Here is a 17,510-nt window from a genome sequence, read left to right on the forward strand (position 1 = left end):
GTGTGTGACATGCAACTAAAAAATCGTCTAAAAGAGCTTCGGGCTCGCGATGGTCTGAATCAAACAGAGCTGGCCAAACTAGCTGGCGTGTCTAGGCAGACCATTAGTCTACTGGAGCGAGATGAGTACACGCCATCCATCGTCATTGCCCTGAAGATTGCTCAGATATTCCATGAGCCTGTCGAGTCAGTCTTTCGCTTGGAGGAGGATGAGTGATGAACAAGTATAAAGGGATTTATTATCTATGTATAGTTGTGTTTATCGTTAATCTTTTGGCCATGATTGGAATCCTATTTGGTTGGTTTACTATCGTTGAAAGTAAATATCTCTTCTGTATAAATTTAGTTCTACTATTGGTCTTTAGATGGGTAGAGAGAAAGATAAAGTTTAAAGAGATCGTAAAAGGAGAGAAATGATGTTGAGATATAAACTGCTCTATTATGTAGCACTTGTAGCTTTATTGGTGAGCGTGTTTCTAATTATTGGGACAGACTTAGGCTGGTTTAATCTGTATCAAAGTGAGCAATTCTTTTGGATTTACTTTGGCCTCATCCCGGTAGTTGAATGGATTGAAAAGAAATCAAAAGGTTTAGAAGTTGTAAGAGGAGAAGAATTATGAAAGAATTTTTAGCAGGTTTTCAAGTAGATACTGGAGACAAAGTACTTGCAGGGGTCTGTGCAGGTTTAGGAAATTATTTTAATATCAAGACTAACGTCATTCGTTTAGTAGCAATTTTGTTGTTTCTTTCGTCAACAGAGATTGGGATTATAACAGTGGCTCTCTATGCTTATCTAGCAGGTTGGCTTGGGAATGAGCCTTTGGGAGATAGAGCGAAAAAAGCAAGAAATCAAGCTATTCTCTTATTTGTTGTTTGTTTGCTTTTGGTGTCGCTTGGAGCAGAAGGTTTGACAGCTATTTTTGAATCAGGTAAAGCCTTTGGTCAGTGGTTGGCTGGCTTAGTTTAGAGGGAGGATGAATATGAAAAAGAAACGAGTGCTATATTTCTTATTATTGTTTATATCAGTATTTATTACAGGTATGTTTATGGGACGTGCTTTGGCAATGGGAGTCAGTTTCAATCTAACAGATTTGATTCCTTGGTTTTCTGTCTCTAGTTTATTATTGGCATTGATTAGTATCCTTTTGGCTTTCAATTTCCTAAAGAAAAGTAGGGAATTTCACTCCTTGTATCAAGAGGAAATGGATGATAATCTGAATGAAACCTATTATGTGCAAATGTATCGAAATCTTGAGTTTGGAACAATTGCTTCTAACATAGTTTCAGTTACGACTTTGTTAGCATTTTTTATATCGGCGACTGAAGTGCTTATACTTGGTAATAGTTATCTAACTTTAGCACTCTCTTTTCTAGGGTTGATGTTGCTATTTGTTGTTCAAAAACATCTTTTGAAGACAATTTCTATTGTTCGTCAGTTTGATTTGGCATTTTTCTCCATGCCAAAGGATGTGTTAGATTATGTCAATTCTTACGATGAAGGAGAGCGACAAGCTAATTTGGAACAGAGTTTTCGGATTTTATTTCAATTAAACCAATATATTTTACAAGGTTTGTATATTTTTATTACTATCGTTTCTGTGCTTACAAGAGAAATTCAGTTATTAGCTCTTTTAGCCGTAGCGGTAGTCCATATTTATATCAATGTAATGCAAATACCTATGGTGAAACGTTATTTCAAATAGGAACAATCACTGAAACTACTAAAAGTTATTAGTTGGTTTAGATAGGGGCCAGAAAATGAATAATAATCGTAGATGGTGGAGAGTGGGAGTGTGTATGTTAAGTGCTTTTGTAGGAGTCTTTGCTTACACTCTTAGAGGTATAGTTGAACAGATTCAAATGTCACAAGTCTTACCTACTATTTATGGACTTGCTCTCGTTATTGGAGGACTTTCCTTCATCTTAGCCATGTATTATCTTGGTAAGAGTCGAGAAGTTTATACTCTTTATCAAAGGGGGACAGAGGAAGAAGATAGTGATCAGACTTATGTAAGAGCCTATCGTTACTTGGATTATGGTTCGGTTTCTTCCAATGTTTTGATGATAGCAATGATGACCAGTGGGATTATACTGATTTCTCCGATATTTAAGAATACCTTGCTAATTCTTCCAGCTCTTATTCTATTATGCTTATACATTATTGTTGCCAATTACTTGTTGCGAACTATTTTTATCGTTCGACACTATAAACTGTCTGCTTATTACACTCCAAAAGATATTTTAGATTATCTTAACAGTTATGATGAGGGAGAAAAGCAGGCAGAGATGGAGAGTGCCTTTTTAACTCTGTTTAGGCTGGATCAAATTTTACTGCCATCACTCTATTTTTTATTGATAGTATTATCAGTTGTTTTACGAGAAATACAAGTGGTTGCCTTAGTTCTTTTAGTTGTCATCCATATCTATATCAATGTTGCACATTTACGAAAAACAAAACGTTATTTCAAATAGGAGAATCTTATGAAAACACTTCAAAATATCGGTTGGTATAGTCTTACTTTCTTATCATTTATTATGGTCTATAGTTTTATTCAGGGCGTAGGCTTAGAAGCCATGAAAATGGGTGCGCCTGAATATGTTGCTGTCCCAATTTATGTCTTATTAGCAGGAATTTTCACCTTCGTTACCTACAAGTGGTATAAGACAGGAACCGTTACGATTGAAAAAACAGGCCTTAACAAATACATCTGGTTGCCTGCCTTGGTATGGGCCCTTGTCATTGTTGCTCAATTCTTTTTGCCAAATGATCCATCAGTCAATCAACAGACGGCAGAACAATTGACTCATAATCAACCTCTCTTCGCTTTCTTCATGATAGTTGTCTTTGCGCCCCTGACAGAAGAGTTAACCTTTAGAGGTATGCTAGCTCGTTATGTCTTCCCTCAACAGGATAACATCAAGCAGACAGCTCTCTTTCTACTAGTAACAAGCATCATATTTGCCCTCGTTCATTTCCCTGGAACTCCACAACAATTCCTAGTGTATGGTTCCCTCGGTTTGAGCTTGGGGTTGGCTTATATCAGCAAGGGTGGACTGGCTTACAGCATTGCTTTACATGCTTTAAATAATTTAATCGGATTTTTAATGATTCTCATGCTATAATAGACTCAGGAGGAAGTCATGAAACGAGTGATATTATTAGCAGTGATTCAGGCAGTTGTTCTCTTCTTTATCATTGGAGCGCTTGCCTATGCTTTTAAAGGGGATTTCTTTTATAACAATCTAGCAGTTATCTTTGCACCAATTGCAGGTATTATGCGATTTGCGACAGCCTATGCAACGGAGATTGTTCTCCCTAAAAAGGCTGCAGAGATTGCTGAAAAGCGTAAAAAATAAAGAAATACCAAGTAAAATAAGATCCAGCGAATGACTTTGCTGGATTTTTTCATTTATAGCAGGATTCTTCTCAACTTTTCTGATGATTTTCATGAAGAGCCTGCGCTTTTATGGTAAAATAGTAACAGAATAAAAGAGGAGAGAAAACATGAAACGTAGTATGTATGCTGGTCGTGTTCGTGAGGAGCACATCGGACAAGAAATTACCTTGAAAGGCTGGGTTGCCCGTCGTCGTGACCTTGGTGGGTTAATCTTTATCGACCTTCGTGATCGTGAAGGAATCATGCAGTTGGTTATCAACCCAGAAAAAGTATCTGCAGAGGTGATGGCAACAGCTGAAAGCCTTCGTAGTGAATTTGTCATCGAGGTGACTGGTCAAGTTGTTGCACGTGAACAAGCCAATGATAAGTTGGCGACTGGAGCGGTTGAACTGAATGTAACAGCTCTTACTGTACTTAATACAGCCAAAACAACACCATTTGAAATCAAGGATGGCATTGAAGCAAACGATGATACACGTCTACGTTACCGTTACCTTGACCTTCGTCGTCCAGAAATGTTGGAAAACCTTAAACTTCGTGCCAAGGTAACACATTCTATCCGTAACTACTTGGATGAGTTGGAATTTATCGATGTGGAAACACCATTCCTTTCTAAGTCAACACCAGAAGGGGCGCGTGACTATTTGGTGCCATCTCGTGTTAATAAAGGGCATTTCTATGCTCTTCCTCAAAGCCCGCAGATTACAAAACAGTTGTTGATGAATGCAGGGTTTGACCGTTATTACCAAATCGTCAAATGTTTCCGTGACGAAGACTTGCGTGGTGACCGCCAACCTGAATTTACTCAGGTCGACTTGGAAACTTCATTCTTGACTGAGCAAGAAATCCAAGACATCACAGAAGGCTTGATTGCGCGCGTGATGAAGGAAACAAAAGGCATCGAAGTGACACTGCCATTTCCTCGTATGAAGTATGATGATGCCATGGCTCTTTATGGTTCTGATAAACCTGATACTCGTTTTGAAATGTTGCTTCAAGACTTGACAGATCTTGTCAAGGGTGTTGATTTCAAAGTCTTCTCAGAAGCTCCTGCCGTTAAAGCCATCGTCGTCAAAGGCGCAGCAGATAACTACTCACGTAAAGACATCGATAAGATGACAGAAGTAGCCAAGCAGTATGGGGCTAAAGGTCTGGCTTGGGTCAAGGTTGTTGACAGTGAATTAAACGGTCCAGTTGCTAAATTCTTGACGGGTATTCAAGCAGACTTGACAGCAGCACTTAGTCTTGAAGATAAGGACTTGGTTCTCTTTGTAGCAGATACGCTTGAAGTAGCTAATGCAACTCTTGGTGCCCTTCGTGGACGTATTGCTAAAGAACTGGGCTTGATTGATCAGGATAAATTTAACTTCCTTTGGGTTGTTGACTGGCCAATGTTTGAATGGTCTGAAGAAGAAGGTCGTTATATGAGTGCCCACCATCCATTTACCCTTCCTCAAGCAGAAACTGCTCATGAGCTTGAAGGTGATTTGGCTAAGGTTCGTGCTATTGCTTACGATATCGTCTTGAATGGTTATGAACTTGGTGGTGGTAGTCTTCGTATCAATCAAAAAGAGCTTCAAGAACGTATGTTCAAGGCCCTTGGATTCTCAGCAGAAGAAGCAAATGACCAGTTTGGATTCCTTTTGGAAGCTATGGACTATGGCTTCCCACCACACGGTGGTTTGGCTATCGGTCTTGACCGTTTTGTCATGTTGCTTGCTGGAGAGGAAAATATCCGTGAAGTCATTGCCTTTCCTAAGAATAACAAGGCTAGCGACCCAATGACGCAAGCACCATCAACAGTAGCTCTTGAACAACTAGAGGAACTTAATCTACAAGTAGAACAAGATGAAACAAACGAAACTAACTAAAAAGTGGTACCATTATCTTCGTCGCTTTGCTTATCGAGTAAAGATTTTGCGTGTTTTACAAAGTATTTCTCGAGAAAAATACGATGAAAAAATCTCAGCTTCTCTGGTATATGGTTTTCTATCAGCAGTAGCCGTCAATTTCTTTTTCCAACCAGGGCACGTTTATTCAAGTGGTGCGACAGGTTTGGCCCAGATTATATCTGCCCTTAGTAACCACTGGTTTGGTTTTCATTTCCCGATATCGGTAGCCTTTTATGCCATCAATATTCCTCTCATGATTTTGGCTTGGTATCAAATTGGGCATAAGTTCACGATTTTTACCTTTATCACGGTATCCATGAGCTCGCTCTTTATCCAGTTTGTGCCTGTGGTGGTCTTAACAGAGGATCCAATCATTAATGCCCTTTTTGGGGGTGTTGTCATGGGACTGGGGATCGGATTTGCTTTACGTCATAACATCTCCAGTGGTGGAACAGATATTGTCAGCCTAACCATTCGTAAGAAGACTGGTCGTAACGTCGGAAGTATCTCTTTCTTGGTCAATGGCACAATCATGTTGATTGCAGGAGTGACCTTTGGTTGGAAATATGCCCTTTATTCCATGATTACCATCTTTGTATCAAGTCGTGTGACAGATGCAGTTTTCACCAAGCAAAAACGCATGCAGGCTATGATTGTCACTAGCAATCCAGATGCCGTCATTGAGAAGATCCATAATAAATTGCATCGTGGAGCGACAATGATTCATGATGCCGAAGGAACCTATAACCACGAACGTAAGGCTGTTTTGATTACGGTTATCACTCGTGCAGAGTTCAATGATTTTAAATTGATCATGAAGCAAGTCGATCCAACAGCCTTTGTTTCTGTTTCAGAAAACGTTCATATCCTAGGCCGATTTGTTGAAGTCGAAAACTAATCAATTATAAAAATAGATTACAAAAAACCAACTCTAAGCAAAAGATGTTAGAGTTGGTTTTTCTTATTTTTCAATGATTTCATGTGCAATCACTTGACGATAGCAGATTTGACGATTTTCTTTGACATCGTTGATGATTTGAAGAATCGTCTCAAACGAAGTGCGACCAAGAGTAAGACTATTAATATTGACATAGGCCGCTAGGTTTAATCTTGGATTAACAGAGTCAAAGCTGAGAACAGGGACATTAAGCTGATGTTCGTTGAGGTAGTTACAAACACCTTCAGCTAAGAGGCTATCTGTTGTGATAACAGCATCGGTTTTTGGATCGTATTCAAAAAGTTGTTTGCTAAATTTATAGCCCTTTTCTTCAAGAAATTCATCTGCAAAGAAAGTACGATGACTATCAAGAGGTAGATTGTGTTCTTGAAGGGCTTGCTCGTAACCTCTTAGACGATCCTGCGTAACGTAGAGTTTCTTGGTACCACCGATGAAAGCAATGCGGCTACATCCTTTTTTGATGAAGTATTCGGCTGCATCAAAACCAGCTTGAATATTATCGTTGTCAACAAGTGGAATAAAAGGTGATAGTGATTTCCCAAGGATGAGGAAGGGAAATTGTTCTTCAGTAACGAGTTTAACTAAGGGGTCATTTTCTTGGGCATACAAGAAGATAAGACCGTCTACACGCTTTCCATAGACCATCTGTGAAATTGCATTTAAGCGCTCTTTTTCGTCTTTTCCAGTTGCAATCTGGATAGCATAGTGATTTTCTGAAGCAACTTGTGCAATTCCTCTAAGGACAGAAGGAAAGAAAGGATTTTGATAGAAAACGTCTGAATCATCTGGAAGAACCAGGCCGATAACCTGCGTATAACTACTAACCAGGCTTCGGGCATTAAGATTAGGATGATAGTTGAGTTCTTTCATTGCCTTTCGAACTCGTTTTTTGGTTTCATCGCTAATGGTTGATTTGTTTTGAATAACACGGGTTACGGTTGAGGGTGAGACCCCTGCAGCCTTGGCCACGTCTTTAATCGTAACAGGCATAATAATCTCCTACTTATGGTAGTCTGGATCACGGAAATGCGTTTTGTAAAAGATAGTGACCAGGTATAGAACAAATAAAATGTTTTGAACAGTAATTAAAGTTGCCATATTTTGGCCTAGGAGACCGAGAATCATGGCAAGTAAGGTTGGTAATCCTAAACAGTTCAAGATGAAATGATAGCACTCTTTATAGCTTTTAAATGAAAAGAGACGTGATTTTTTCGTAAAGTAGAGCAAGAGGCTAGAACCTAGAGCAACGATGAAAAAATTAAGTCCAAAGAGGAAGCTAGAACCTAACACAAGAAAGAGGCTAACATAGACACGGTTCTGTTGATACCAGTCTTTAGAAATGTCTTGTGTTAAGCTTTCCTTGCTTTGGAAACTATCGGTCGTGATCGCATGATAGCGAATGCTAGTCAATTCTTTTCCTTGCTTACTGATGACGAGTTGCTCAGGTTCAAAGTTAAGAAGTAGTTCCTCAGGAAAGTTTGAACTAGAAGCGTCTCCGATTTGAACAGAAGCTTGATGAGGAGATGAACCTGTATAGCTCAACTTACCATCTACAATCTTTGCATTGGCAGCTAAATCCTGAACCACACTATCCGTCAAAGGAGTATAGACATCATCGATGAAGGTTTCTAAAGGATAGGTGTCCTGGGAGCTGTTCTGGATGGCAATAGGGACCATAGACAAACTAATCAGGAAAATACTGGTAAAAATCAGTTGAAACCAGTTGAGACCAAAACGTTGAGATAGGGGCTTACGAAATCCCCAAATACTATTAAAATAAGAAAATGGATATGGTAACATAAATCTCTTTCTATAGGCATTTTTCTATACGAGTATTATATAGAGAAATGGTTTTTATTTCAAGCAGGGGAGACAAATCCTTGTTAAAAGTAGACTTTTAATAAAAATTATCAACTAACCATGAGGGGATTTTCAATAAGTTCTTGTTTTTCATCAGAGTATATCAGCACAAGTTCAAAAAAGAAAAAGGGTGGCGAGGGTATATTACCCCTTGTCGCCACCGCTTGTAAGTCCTGAAACGAAGTTCTTTTGCAAGAAGAAGAAAAGTGTACAGATTGGAAGGGCGATGAGGATAGCACCTGCTGAGAAGTAGGCAATCTTCAAGTTCTTCGCATTGCTGACGAAGGTTTGTAGACCAACGGCAACTGTAAAGTATTCTTTTTCACGAAGCAAGAAACTAGAGAGGATATAGTCTCCGAAAGGTCCCATGAAGGCCCAGAGTGCTTGAACCGCAACCATTGGGCGAACAAGAGGGAGAACGATTTGCCAGAAGCGGCGGAAGTGTCCTGCACCATCTAGTTTTGCAGACTCATCAAGAGACATTGGCACGGTGTCAAAGTAACCTTTCATCAACCAAGCATTCATAGGGATACCACCACCGACGTAGAGGAAGATGAGGAACCAGCTATGGTTAAGGGCATTCAACATGAGAGCCATAACGAAGAAGGCAGTCAAAGCGGCCATTGTTGGCACCATTTGGATAATCAAGAAGAAGACCAAACTTTGTTTACGAGCCAAGAAGTTGTAACGACTGTAGGCATAACCAGCAAGGACGATAATACTTGTCTGAACAACCATAGTGATCAAGGCGATAATCAAAGTATTAAGGTACCATGTACCGTATAAGGTTTCTGTAAAGAGCCCTTTAAAGTTATCAAGACTAAAGTTGACATTGCTGTCGAGTTTAAAGGCCACAACGTTACCAGCCTTGAAGGCAGACATAATCGTGATTAAAAGAGGATAGATAATGACGATTGAAAGTCCGATCAAGTAGAGGTAGGTGAGGGTTTGAGTCAGTCTACGTTTTAGTTTGATTGAGTTATTCATCTTAGACGTCCTCCATATCAAATGCGTGTAGTTTCTTGAAGGCAATCATAGAAATAGAGATGACAATGATTGAAATAATCAAGGTAACGGCAGCTGCCATAGAGTATTGAGGAGCTGTACCTGTTGTCAAACGGTAAATCCATGAGATCAAGATATCGGTTGAACCAGCTCCACCACCGACACTACCAGGACCACCACCATTAAAGAGGTACATGATAGAGAAGTTGTTGAAGTTGAAGGTGTATTGGCTAATCAAAGTAGGCGCCGCAACAGCCAAAATCATTGGGAAAGTGATGCTACGGAATTTTTGCCAAGCGTTTGCACCGTCGATATAAGCTGCTTCATACAAGTCATTTGGAATAGACTGTAGGATACCGAGAGTTAGGACATAGATATAAGGGAATCCAAGCCAACCTTGCATCATAATCAAGGCAACCTTAGTCCAAGTAGGGTCTGTTTTCCAAGGAATGAGTGCCCCATCTAGGAATGGAAGAACCTTAGCAAAAAGAGGGATAACTTGGGTATTGATAGCACCGACACTATCGTTGAACATGTTTGAGAATGTCAAGATAGTGATGAAGGCTGGAACCGCCCAAGGTAGAAGGAAGATAACACCAAAGATACGTTTCCCCTTGATGAATGGTTGGTTAGCAATAATAGCTGTAAAGATACCGAGTACGATTTGCAAAGTCGATGCAGATAAAGCCCAGATAATAGTCCAAGAAAGAACAGAACCGAAGGCTGAACGGAAGGTACTCAAGCTCCAGATATTTGTGAAGTTAGTCAATCCAACCCAATCCAATAATTTGTTTGGTGGTAAGTGTTGGAAATCGTAGTTAGTAAAGGCAATCATCAAGGTTACAATAACTGGGAAGATGATGGCAAATGTCATGGCAACGTAAGATGGGATAATGAGCAAGTATGGGAATCCATTTTCATAGATACCTTTAATCATATCCTTAAGTGTCAATGGGACAGGGATGCCATTATTGATACGTTTTGCAATGGTATGAGCATCTTTAATATTGAGAATATAAAATGCTAGATAAACAATTACAAAAATAGAGTGAAATGCACCACGAATCAACATAAATAGAGAGTTGTCACGGCCAGGTTTTTCACCGAGTGTGATCAAGTTGCTCAATTCAGGTGCTGCAAGTGCTATAAAATAGAGGACGAAAACTACTGTTACTGCAAGGAAGATAAAACCTTTAGCTTTTTGTTTGTTATAGATTTGCCCCAACCCAGGAATCAATGAAAGCAAGGCTACTTTTTTTGGTTGTTGTTCCATGAGTGCTCCTTTCATAAGATACGAGCATTGAGCTCGATGCTAATCAGCAAAGTTACTGAAAACATTGTCAGTGTATCTAAAAATCAAGGGAGATGTTTAAATTATCTCCCTTGAAGCAATCAATTAGTTACCAAATTTTTGTTGGATTGTTTCTTTGATCAATGTTACAGCATCATTAGCAGCTGTTTTAGCATCTTTCTTACCGCTTACAGCGTCAAAGAGCATTGTTTTAGCTGGGTCCCAAACTGTTGACATTTGAGAGATGTTTGGCATTGGTTGAGCGTTCTTGAACTGTTTGATAACAGCAGTAGTCAACTCATCGTTTTTACCTTCAGCGTAAGTACGAGCTTCAGTGTTTGCAGGGATTTCGTTAGTTGCATCGTAGAATGCTTTTTGTTGTTCAGTTGATACAAGGAAGTCTACGAATTTTTGAGCTCCTTCAAGGTTCTTAGTGCTTGATGGGATGATCCAAGCTTTACCACCACCAAAGGCTGCGTAGTTTTTACCGTTTGGAAGAGTTGGGATAGTTGCAACACCGTAGTTTACTTTAGCATCTTTGAATGCTTGAGCTTTCCAAGGTCCATCGATGATAGCAGCTGTTTTACCTTCTTGGAATTGAGTTTGGATCAAGTTTCCAGCACCTTCAGTGTCTTGCATACCTTTAGGCCATTTGTCATACCAAGTTTTAGCGTAGTTGATACCTGCGATAGCACCGTCGTTTGCAAGACCGATATCTTTAGGATTTTTACCGTTGTCACCAAATACGTAAGCGCCGTTACCAGCAAGCAGTCCGTATGCGTAGTAGAAGTTAGTCCAGTCAGCTAGGAAAGCAGTTGTTTTTCCGTCTTCACCAGCGAAGGCATATTTGCTATCTTTAGCAAGTTCTTCTAGGTCAGCAAATGTCTTAGGAGCTTCTTTCACTAAGTCTTTGTTGTAGTACATAACAAGTGACTCGATAACAGCTGGAGCACCGTAAACTTTACCACCAACAGTTACAAGAGATTTAGTAGTATCGTCTGTTTTAGCACCGTCGCTCAAAGTAACTTCTGAAAGTTGTCCGTCAGTACCAAGGCTACCTACACGGTCGTATGGAGCCATCATAACGTCAGCAGCTTTACCTGATTGGTTATCAAGTGAAAGGTTGTCAAGTCCGCCTAATTGGTCACCAGTTTTAATAGTAACTTTTACACCAGCTTCTTTTTCGTAAGCTTTTGCAGCAGATTCTGCGAAAGCTTTATATTGGTCTTCAACATAGAAAGTGATTTCTTGGCTTCCTGATGCAGAAGAGTCAGCGGCTTTGTCAGAAGTTTTGCTTCCACAAGCTACCAAAAGCAAGCTAGCAAGAGTAGCAGTACCAAGTACAGCAGCGCTCTTCATGAATTTAGTTGACATAGTGTATTCCTCCTAAAGAATAACAAATTTTAATTTCGAGGGAACGCAAACGTTTTCCCTTATGACCTTAGTATAGCACAAACAGAAAACGGTTGCAAGCGTTTTTTTGAAAAAATTTTAAAAAGCTTGTTGCTGGCTAATTCCTAAAATTGTTTGTATAATAGAAGATAAATAGGAAATCATGCAAATTTCGATTCAAAAATAATTGAAGGGAAACGATTGCATGATTGGGATGCTTAATGAAAGGATTTTAAAAATAAGAATATAGTAACTTAAAAGTTTATCAATAAAAAATAAATCATAAAAGTTTTTTTAAAAACGCTTGCATTTCTTTTTGAAATGGGTTATACTTTACTTAGCGCAAACGTTTGCGCACAAATTTGAAACAATTAATTAAAAAACACTTGAGGTGCTATTATGAAAAAACGTCAAAGTGGTGTGTTGATGCACATCTCATCACTTCCAGGAGCTTACGGAATCGGATCATTTGGTCAAAGCGCCTATGATTTCGTTGACTTCTTGGTTCGTACCAAACAACGTTACTGGCAAATCCTTCCTTTAGGAACAACAAGCTACGGAGACTCTCCTTATCAATCTTTCTCAGCCTTTGCTGGGAACACTCATTTTATTGATCTTGATATTTTGGTAGAGCAAGGCTTGTTAGAAGCAAGTGATCTTGAGGGAGTAGACTTCGGTAGCAACCCAACTGAAGTTGATTACGCTAAGATTTATTACGCACGTCGTCCGCTTCTAGAAAAAGCAGTTAAACGTTTCCTTGAAGTTGGAGATATCCAAGATTTTGAAAAATTTGCTCAAGAGAACCAATCATGGCTTGAACTTTTTGCAGAGTATATGGCTATCAAAGAGCATTTTGATAATCTCGCTTGGACAGAGTGGCCAGATGCAGATATTCGTGCGCGTAAAGCTTCTGCTCTTGAAAGCTACCGTGAACAATTGGCAGACAAACTTGTTTACCACCGTGTAACCCAATATCTCTTCTTCCAACAATGGTTGAAATTGAAAGCATACGCTAACGAAAACCACATCGAAATTGTGGGGGATATGCCAATCTATGTTGCTGAAGATTCAAGCGATATGTGGGCAAATCCACACCTCTTTAAAACAGATGAAAACGGGAAAGCAACTTGCATCGCAGGATGCCCACCAGATGAGTTTTCTGCGACTGGTCAGCTTTGGGGGAACCCAATCTATGACTGGGAAGCAATGGATAAAGATGGCTACAAATGGTGGATTGAACGCTTGCGTGAAAGCTTCAAAATCTACGATATCGTGCGTATCGACCACTTCCGTGGATTTGAGTCTTACTGGGAAATCCCTGCGGGTTCTGAAACAGCGGCACCTGGTAAATGGGTGAAAGGACCTGACTACAAACTCTTTGCAGCCGTTAAAGAAGAACTTGGTGACTTGAACATCATCGCAGAAGACCTTGGATTTATGACTGATGAAGTCATCGAGCTTCGTGAGCGCACTGGATTCCCAGGAATGAAAGTCCTTCAATTTGCTTTCAATCCAGAACACGAAAGTATCGACAGCCCACACTTGGCACCAGCAAACTCAGTTATGTACACTGGAACACACGATAACAACACTGTTCTTGGTTGGTACCGTGATGAGATTGATGATCCAACTCGTGAGTACATGGCTCGTTACACAAACCGTAAAGAGTACGAAACAGTTGTGCATGCTATGCTTCGTACAGCTTTCGCATCAGTAAGTTTCATGACGATTGCTACTATGCAAGATTTACTAGAGTTGGATGGTTCAGCTCGTATGAACTTCCCATCTACTCTTGGTGGAAACTGGTCATGGCGTATGACAGAGGAACAATTGACTCCTGCTGTCGAAGAAACTTTGCTTGACTTGACTACAATTTATCGCCGTATCAATGAAAATTTGGTAGAATTAAAGAAATAAGACATTATCAGGAGACACAAAAATGTTACCATTAAAAGAATTTGTACAAAACCGTTACAATAAATCTATCGCAGAATGTAGTAACGAAGAGCTTTACCTTGCTCTTCTTAACTACAGCAAACTTGCTAGCAGCCAAAAACCAGTGAACACTGGTAAGAAAAAAGTTTACTATATCTCAGCTGAGTTCTTGATTGGTAAACTCTTGTCAAACAACTTGATTAACCTTGGTCTTTATGACGAAGTTAAGAAAGAACTTGCTGACGCAGGTAAAGAGTTGATCGAAATTGAAGAAGTAGAATTGGAACCATCACTTGGTAACGGTGGTTTGGGACGTTTGGCAGCTTGCTTTATCGACTCAATCGCTACACTTGGTTTGAATGGTGATGGTGTTGGTTTGAACTACCACTTCGGTCTTTTCCAACAAGTTCTTAAAAACAACCAACAAGAAACTATTCCTAACGCTTGGTTGACTGACCAAAACTGGTTGGTTCGTTCAAGCCGTAGCTACCAAGTACCATTTGCACACTTTACATTGACATCTACTCTTTACGATATCGATGTACCTGGATACAAAACAGCTACTAAAAACCGTTTGCGTTTGTTTGACTTGGATTCAGTTGATTCTTCAATCATCCAAGATGGTATCAACTTTGACAAGACAGACATCGCTCACAACTTGACTCTTTTCCTTTACCCAGACGATAGCGATAAACAAGGTGAATTGCTCCGTATCTTCCAACAATACTTCATGGTTTCAAACGGTGCGCAATTGATCATCGATGAAGCAATCGAAAAAGGAAGCAACTTGCATGACCTTGCTGACTACGCAGTTGTACAAATCAACGATACTCACCCATCAATGGTTATCCCTGAATTGATCCGTCTTTTGACTGAACGTGGTATCGAACTTGATGAAGCAATCTCTATCGTTCGTAGCATGACTGCTTACACAAACCACACAATCCTTGCTGAAGCCCTTGAAAAATGGCCTCTTGAATTCTTGGAAGAAGTGGTTCCTCACTTGGTACCAATCATCAAAGAATTGGATCGCCGTGTTAAAGCAGAATATAAAGACCCAGCTGTTCAAATCATCGATGAGAACGGACGTGTTCACATGGCTCACATGGATATCCACTATGGATACAGCGTAAACGGGGTTGCAGCTCTTCACACTGAAATCTTGAAGAACTCAGAGTTGAAAGCTTTCTACGACATCTACCCAGAAAAATTCAACAACAAAACAAACGGTATCACATTCCGTCGTTGGCTCATGCATGCTAACCCAAGCTTGTCTCACTACTTGGATGAGATTCTTGGACGCGAATGGCACCATGAAGCTTCTAAATTGGAAGACCTTCTTTCATACGAAGACAAGGCTGCTGTCAAAGAAAAATTGGAAAGCATCAAAGCTCACAACAAACGTAAATTGGCTCGTCACTTGAAAGAACACCAAGGTGTGGAAATCAATACAAACTCTATTTTTGATATCCAAATCAAACGTCTTCACGAGTACAAACGTCAACAAATGAACGCTTTGTATGTGATCCACAAATATCTTGACATCAAGGCTGGTAACATCCCTGCTCGTCCAATCACAGTATTCTTTGGTGGTAAAGCAGCTCCTGCCTACACAATTGCTCAAGACATCATCCACTTGATCCTTTGCTTGTCAGAAGTAATCGCTAATGACCCAGCAGTTGCACCACACTTACAAGTGGTTATGGTTGAAAACTACAACGTTACTGCAGCAAGCTTCTTGATTCCAGCGTGTGATATCTCTGAACAAATCTCACTTGCTTCTAAGGAGGCTTCAGGTACTGGTAACATGAAATTCATGTTGAACGGAGCTTTGACTCTTGGTACTATGGACGGAGCTAACGTGGAAATCGCTGAGTTGGTTGGCGATGAAAACATCTACATCTTTGGTGAAGATTCAGAAACTGTTATCGACCTTTACGCAAAATCAGCTTACAAATCAAGCGAATTCTACGCTCGTAAAGCGATCAAACCATTGGTTGACTTTATCGTGAGCGACGCTGTTCTTGCAGTTGGTAAGATTGAACGCTTGGAACGTCTTTATAACGAATTAATCAACAAAGACTGGTTCATGACTCTTCTTGACTTGGAAGACTACATCAAAGTGAAAGAGCAAATGCTTGCTGACTACGAAGACCGTGACGCATGGTTGGATAAAGTCATCGTTAACATTTCTAAAGCAGGATTCTTCTCATCTGACCGTACAATCGCTCAGTATAACGAAGATATCTGGCACTTGAACTAAGATATACAATTTAATAGTTATTACACTATCTAGCAAAAAAGCGAGTTTCAATTGAAATTCGCTTTTTTGAATGTTATGGACTTGAGGTTGACTAGTCTCAAAAGAAAAAATAATTTGTCAATAATTTCTAGACTTAAAAATCAGACCTAGAGAACACTAAGAAGGTTGGTTGTACTACCTTTAAGCCTAAGGTTCTTCTTAGCTGTTACCTCAAATTTCTTGTATTCGTTTACAAACAGTATTATAATAGTATTATAGTAAAGAAAGAGGGTGTTCTTATGTGGAAAAAATATTTTTCAAAATATAAATGGACTGATTTATTTTGGATTCTTCTTGTAATTTGGTCATGCCTTTATATGGGTAATAGTTCTTCGTTTCCACTGACTCATCAAGAAATCTCTTTTCATGGATGTTGTTATGGGGCATCACTTGCCTTATATCACTTGCTATTTATTGATAAATTTGTCATTTCAAATCGAAAATAAATGGAGAGGTCAAAATTTTTTATACTTTTCGGAAAGACAGTGAAAAATCGTGTTTTAAACCCGCATCTCAAGAAGAGGTGCGGTCTTGGTTTTATCTCATAAACTAGTTTACAGGGCTTTTCCGACTAGAATCTCTGCTTCGATAGTAATCTCAGTTAACTGGCTCCAATCAATCTTGCTCTGGTCTACATGAAAAAGCAGGGGCGTCATGCTGAGCAAGGCTTGGCGTTGCTCTACGGTGATAGACTTGGTCAGGGAAGCAATCTGACTAGATTGGATGCTGAAGTGTTCTTGGAAGTGTTCCTTAATATCTTGATTAGAATAATCCTTCTTTGTCAGCTGGTCCTGTACCATTTGACGGATTTCCTTGAGGTGGTTTTCAGTAGGAATGACCTTGATTAAGATGCCGTCCTTTGATAAGACTCGTCGGAATTCTCCGTAGTTGGCAGGTGAGAAAATATCAAGTAGGATATCCATGCTGGCGTCTTTTATAGGAAGGCGAGCTAAGTCACCAACAAACCAATTGACTGCCCAGTTGGGTTCACTTTTGGCAGCGATTTGAACCGAGTCTTTTGAAATGTCAAAGGCATAAAAGGTTTTTTCAGGGTGCACTTCTTGGAGTTTACGAGAGTAGAAGCCTTCGCCACAACCGATATCCAAGATAGTTTTGGCAGTTTTTGAGATTGAAAGTAAATCAGAGATAGCTTCTAGAATAGCTTGGTAAAAGCCGGCTTCTAGGATTTGCTGGCGGTTTTGAAAGTTTTCCTTGTCGTAGTTGGTTGATTGCTTGATTTGAGGTGCCAGATTAACATAGCCGAATTTTGCCAAGTCAAAAGAATGGCGATTATCACACTTGAGACTAGACTCTACCAAGATCAGTTTTTCTTGGCAGATAGGGCAGGCAAAGGCACTAGCAGATGCAAAGCGTTGGAGTTTGGGTTTGAGGTTTGTATTCATAGTTTAAGTGTATCAAAAGAGGCAAATGAAAGCAACTTTAGGAATAAGTAGATGGGAGATTCAGTAGAAATAAAA

General features: G+C 39.7%; 19 protein-coding genes. 13 read left to right on the plus strand and 6 right to left on the minus strand.

What is annotated here, in order from left to right; all coding sequences use genetic code 11:
- Window positions 1–9: 9 nt before the first annotated feature.
- The 10 genes from ADH81_RS03015 to ADH81_RS03060 all read left to right on the plus strand — a co-directional run bounded on the left by ADH81_RS03015 (window position 10) and on the right by ADH81_RS03060 (window position 6,187).
- A complete protein-coding gene (locus ADH81_RS03015) occupies window positions 10–216 on the plus strand; it encodes a helix-turn-helix transcriptional regulator (protein ID WP_049508780.1) in 207 nt (68 codons plus the stop codon).
- On the plus strand, window positions 216–416 hold the full coding sequence (locus ADH81_RS11415; RefSeq protein ID WP_049526411.1) for a hypothetical protein: 201 nt from the start codon (window positions 216–218) through the stop codon (window positions 414–416). Before ADH81_RS03015 ends, ADH81_RS11415 begins: the two co-directional genes overlap by 1 nt.
- On the plus strand, window positions 416–619 hold the full coding sequence (locus ADH81_RS03025; protein WP_049526412.1) for a hypothetical protein: 204 nt from the start codon (window positions 416–418) through the stop codon (window positions 617–619). Before ADH81_RS11415 ends, ADH81_RS03025 begins: the two co-directional genes overlap by 1 nt.
- Window positions 616–966, plus strand: coding sequence for a PspC domain-containing protein (locus ADH81_RS03030; RefSeq protein WP_049526414.1), 351 nt, complete (start codon window positions 616–618; stop codon window positions 964–966). The genes ADH81_RS03025 and ADH81_RS03030 overlap by 4 nt, the downstream gene beginning before the upstream one ends.
- 7 nt (window positions 967–973) lie before the next feature.
- Window positions 974–1,702 carry a DUF3169 family protein gene (locus ADH81_RS03035; protein WP_414716802.1) on the plus strand — a complete coding sequence of 243 codons (729 nt, stop codon included), beginning with the start codon at window positions 974–976 and terminating at the stop codon, window positions 1,700–1,702.
- 94 nt (window positions 1,703–1,796) lie between these two features.
- Complete coding sequence (locus ADH81_RS03040) at window positions 1,797–2,471, plus strand: DUF3169 family protein (protein WP_049526418.1); 675 nt, start codon at window positions 1,797–1,799, stop codon at window positions 2,469–2,471.
- A 9-nt stretch (window positions 2,472–2,480) separates the two neighbouring features.
- Window positions 2,481–3,122: a CPBP family intramembrane glutamic endopeptidase gene (locus ADH81_RS03045; RefSeq protein ID WP_049526420.1), complete on the plus strand. Its 642-nt coding sequence runs from the start codon at window positions 2,481–2,483 to the stop codon at window positions 3,120–3,122.
- A gap of 18 nt (window positions 3,123–3,140) precedes the next feature.
- A complete protein-coding gene (locus tag ADH81_RS03050) occupies window positions 3,141–3,356 on the plus strand; it encodes a hypothetical protein (protein WP_000832173.1) in 216 nt (71 codons plus the stop codon).
- A gap of 148 nt (window positions 3,357–3,504) precedes the next feature.
- On the plus strand, window positions 3,505–5,268 hold the full coding sequence (aspS, locus tag ADH81_RS03055; RefSeq protein ID WP_049526422.1) for an aspartate--tRNA ligase: 1,764 nt from the start codon (window positions 3,505–3,507) through the stop codon (window positions 5,266–5,268).
- The gene (locus ADH81_RS03060; protein WP_000814911.1) at window positions 5,246–6,187 is read left to right on the plus strand and encodes a YitT family protein; all 942 of its coding nucleotides are present in this window, start codon (window positions 5,246–5,248) and stop codon (window positions 6,185–6,187) included. The genes aspS and ADH81_RS03060 overlap by 23 nt, the downstream gene beginning before the upstream one ends.
- Before the next feature lie 63 nt (window positions 6,188–6,250).
- On the opposite strand, the gene ADH81_RS03065 is transcribed toward ADH81_RS03060, so the two are convergent.
- The 5 genes from ADH81_RS03065 to ADH81_RS03085 all read right to left on the minus strand — a co-directional run bounded on the left by ADH81_RS03065 (window position 6,251) and on the right by ADH81_RS03085 (window position 11,777).
- Complete coding sequence (locus ADH81_RS03065) at window positions 6,251–7,237, minus strand: LacI family DNA-binding transcriptional regulator (RefSeq protein WP_049526424.1); 987 nt, start codon at window positions 7,235–7,237, stop codon at window positions 6,251–6,253.
- A gap of 9 nt (window positions 7,238–7,246) precedes the next feature.
- Window positions 7,247–8,047 (minus strand): DUF1189 domain-containing protein, encoded by an 801-nt coding sequence (locus ADH81_RS03070; RefSeq protein WP_049526427.1) that lies wholly within the window; start codon window positions 8,045–8,047, stop codon window positions 7,247–7,249.
- A gap of 204 nt (window positions 8,048–8,251) precedes the next feature.
- A complete protein-coding gene (locus ADH81_RS03075) occupies window positions 8,252–9,094 on the minus strand; it encodes a sugar ABC transporter permease (RefSeq protein WP_006149616.1) in 843 nt (280 codons plus the stop codon).
- 1 nt (window position 9,095) lies between these two features.
- Window positions 9,096–10,385: a sugar ABC transporter permease gene (locus ADH81_RS03080; protein ID WP_342625583.1), complete on the minus strand. Its 1,290-nt coding sequence runs from the start codon at window positions 10,383–10,385 to the stop codon at window positions 9,096–9,098.
- Between the two features lie 123 nt (window positions 10,386–10,508).
- Window positions 10,509–11,777 carry an extracellular solute-binding protein gene (locus tag ADH81_RS03085; RefSeq protein WP_049526431.1) on the minus strand — a complete coding sequence of 423 codons (1,269 nt, stop codon included), beginning with the start codon at window positions 11,775–11,777 and terminating at the stop codon, window positions 10,509–10,511.
- A 417-nt stretch (window positions 11,778–12,194) separates the two neighbouring features.
- Between ADH81_RS03085 and malQ the strand changes: the two genes are divergently transcribed.
- The 3 genes from malQ (at window position 12,195) to ADH81_RS11570 (ending at window position 16,478) form a co-directional block, all read left to right on the plus strand.
- A complete protein-coding gene (malQ, locus tag ADH81_RS03090) occupies window positions 12,195–13,712 on the plus strand; it encodes a 4-alpha-glucanotransferase (protein ID WP_049526432.1) in 1,518 nt (505 codons plus the stop codon).
- A gap of 22 nt (window positions 13,713–13,734) precedes the next feature.
- The gene (gene glgP / locus ADH81_RS03095; protein WP_049526433.1) at window positions 13,735–15,993 is read left to right on the plus strand and encodes a glycogen/starch/alpha-glucan family phosphorylase; all 2,259 of its coding nucleotides are present in this window, start codon (window positions 13,735–13,737) and stop codon (window positions 15,991–15,993) included.
- Window positions 15,994–16,271: 278 nt separating this feature from the next.
- Window positions 16,272–16,478: a hypothetical protein gene (locus tag ADH81_RS11570; protein WP_033586337.1), complete on the plus strand. Its 207-nt coding sequence runs from the start codon at window positions 16,272–16,274 to the stop codon at window positions 16,476–16,478.
- A 108-nt stretch (window positions 16,479–16,586) separates the two neighbouring features.
- On the opposite strand, the gene ADH81_RS03105 is transcribed toward ADH81_RS11570, so the two are convergent.
- Window positions 16,587–17,435 (minus strand): putative RNA methyltransferase, encoded by an 849-nt coding sequence (locus ADH81_RS03105; RefSeq protein ID WP_049526434.1) that lies wholly within the window; start codon window positions 17,433–17,435, stop codon window positions 16,587–16,589.
- Window positions 17,436–17,510: the final 75 nt, after the last annotated feature.

Source organism: Streptococcus pseudopneumoniae (assembly GCF_001072925.1).
Classification (GTDB): Bacteria; Bacillota; Bacilli; order Lactobacillales; family Streptococcaceae; genus Streptococcus; species Streptococcus pseudopneumoniae_Q.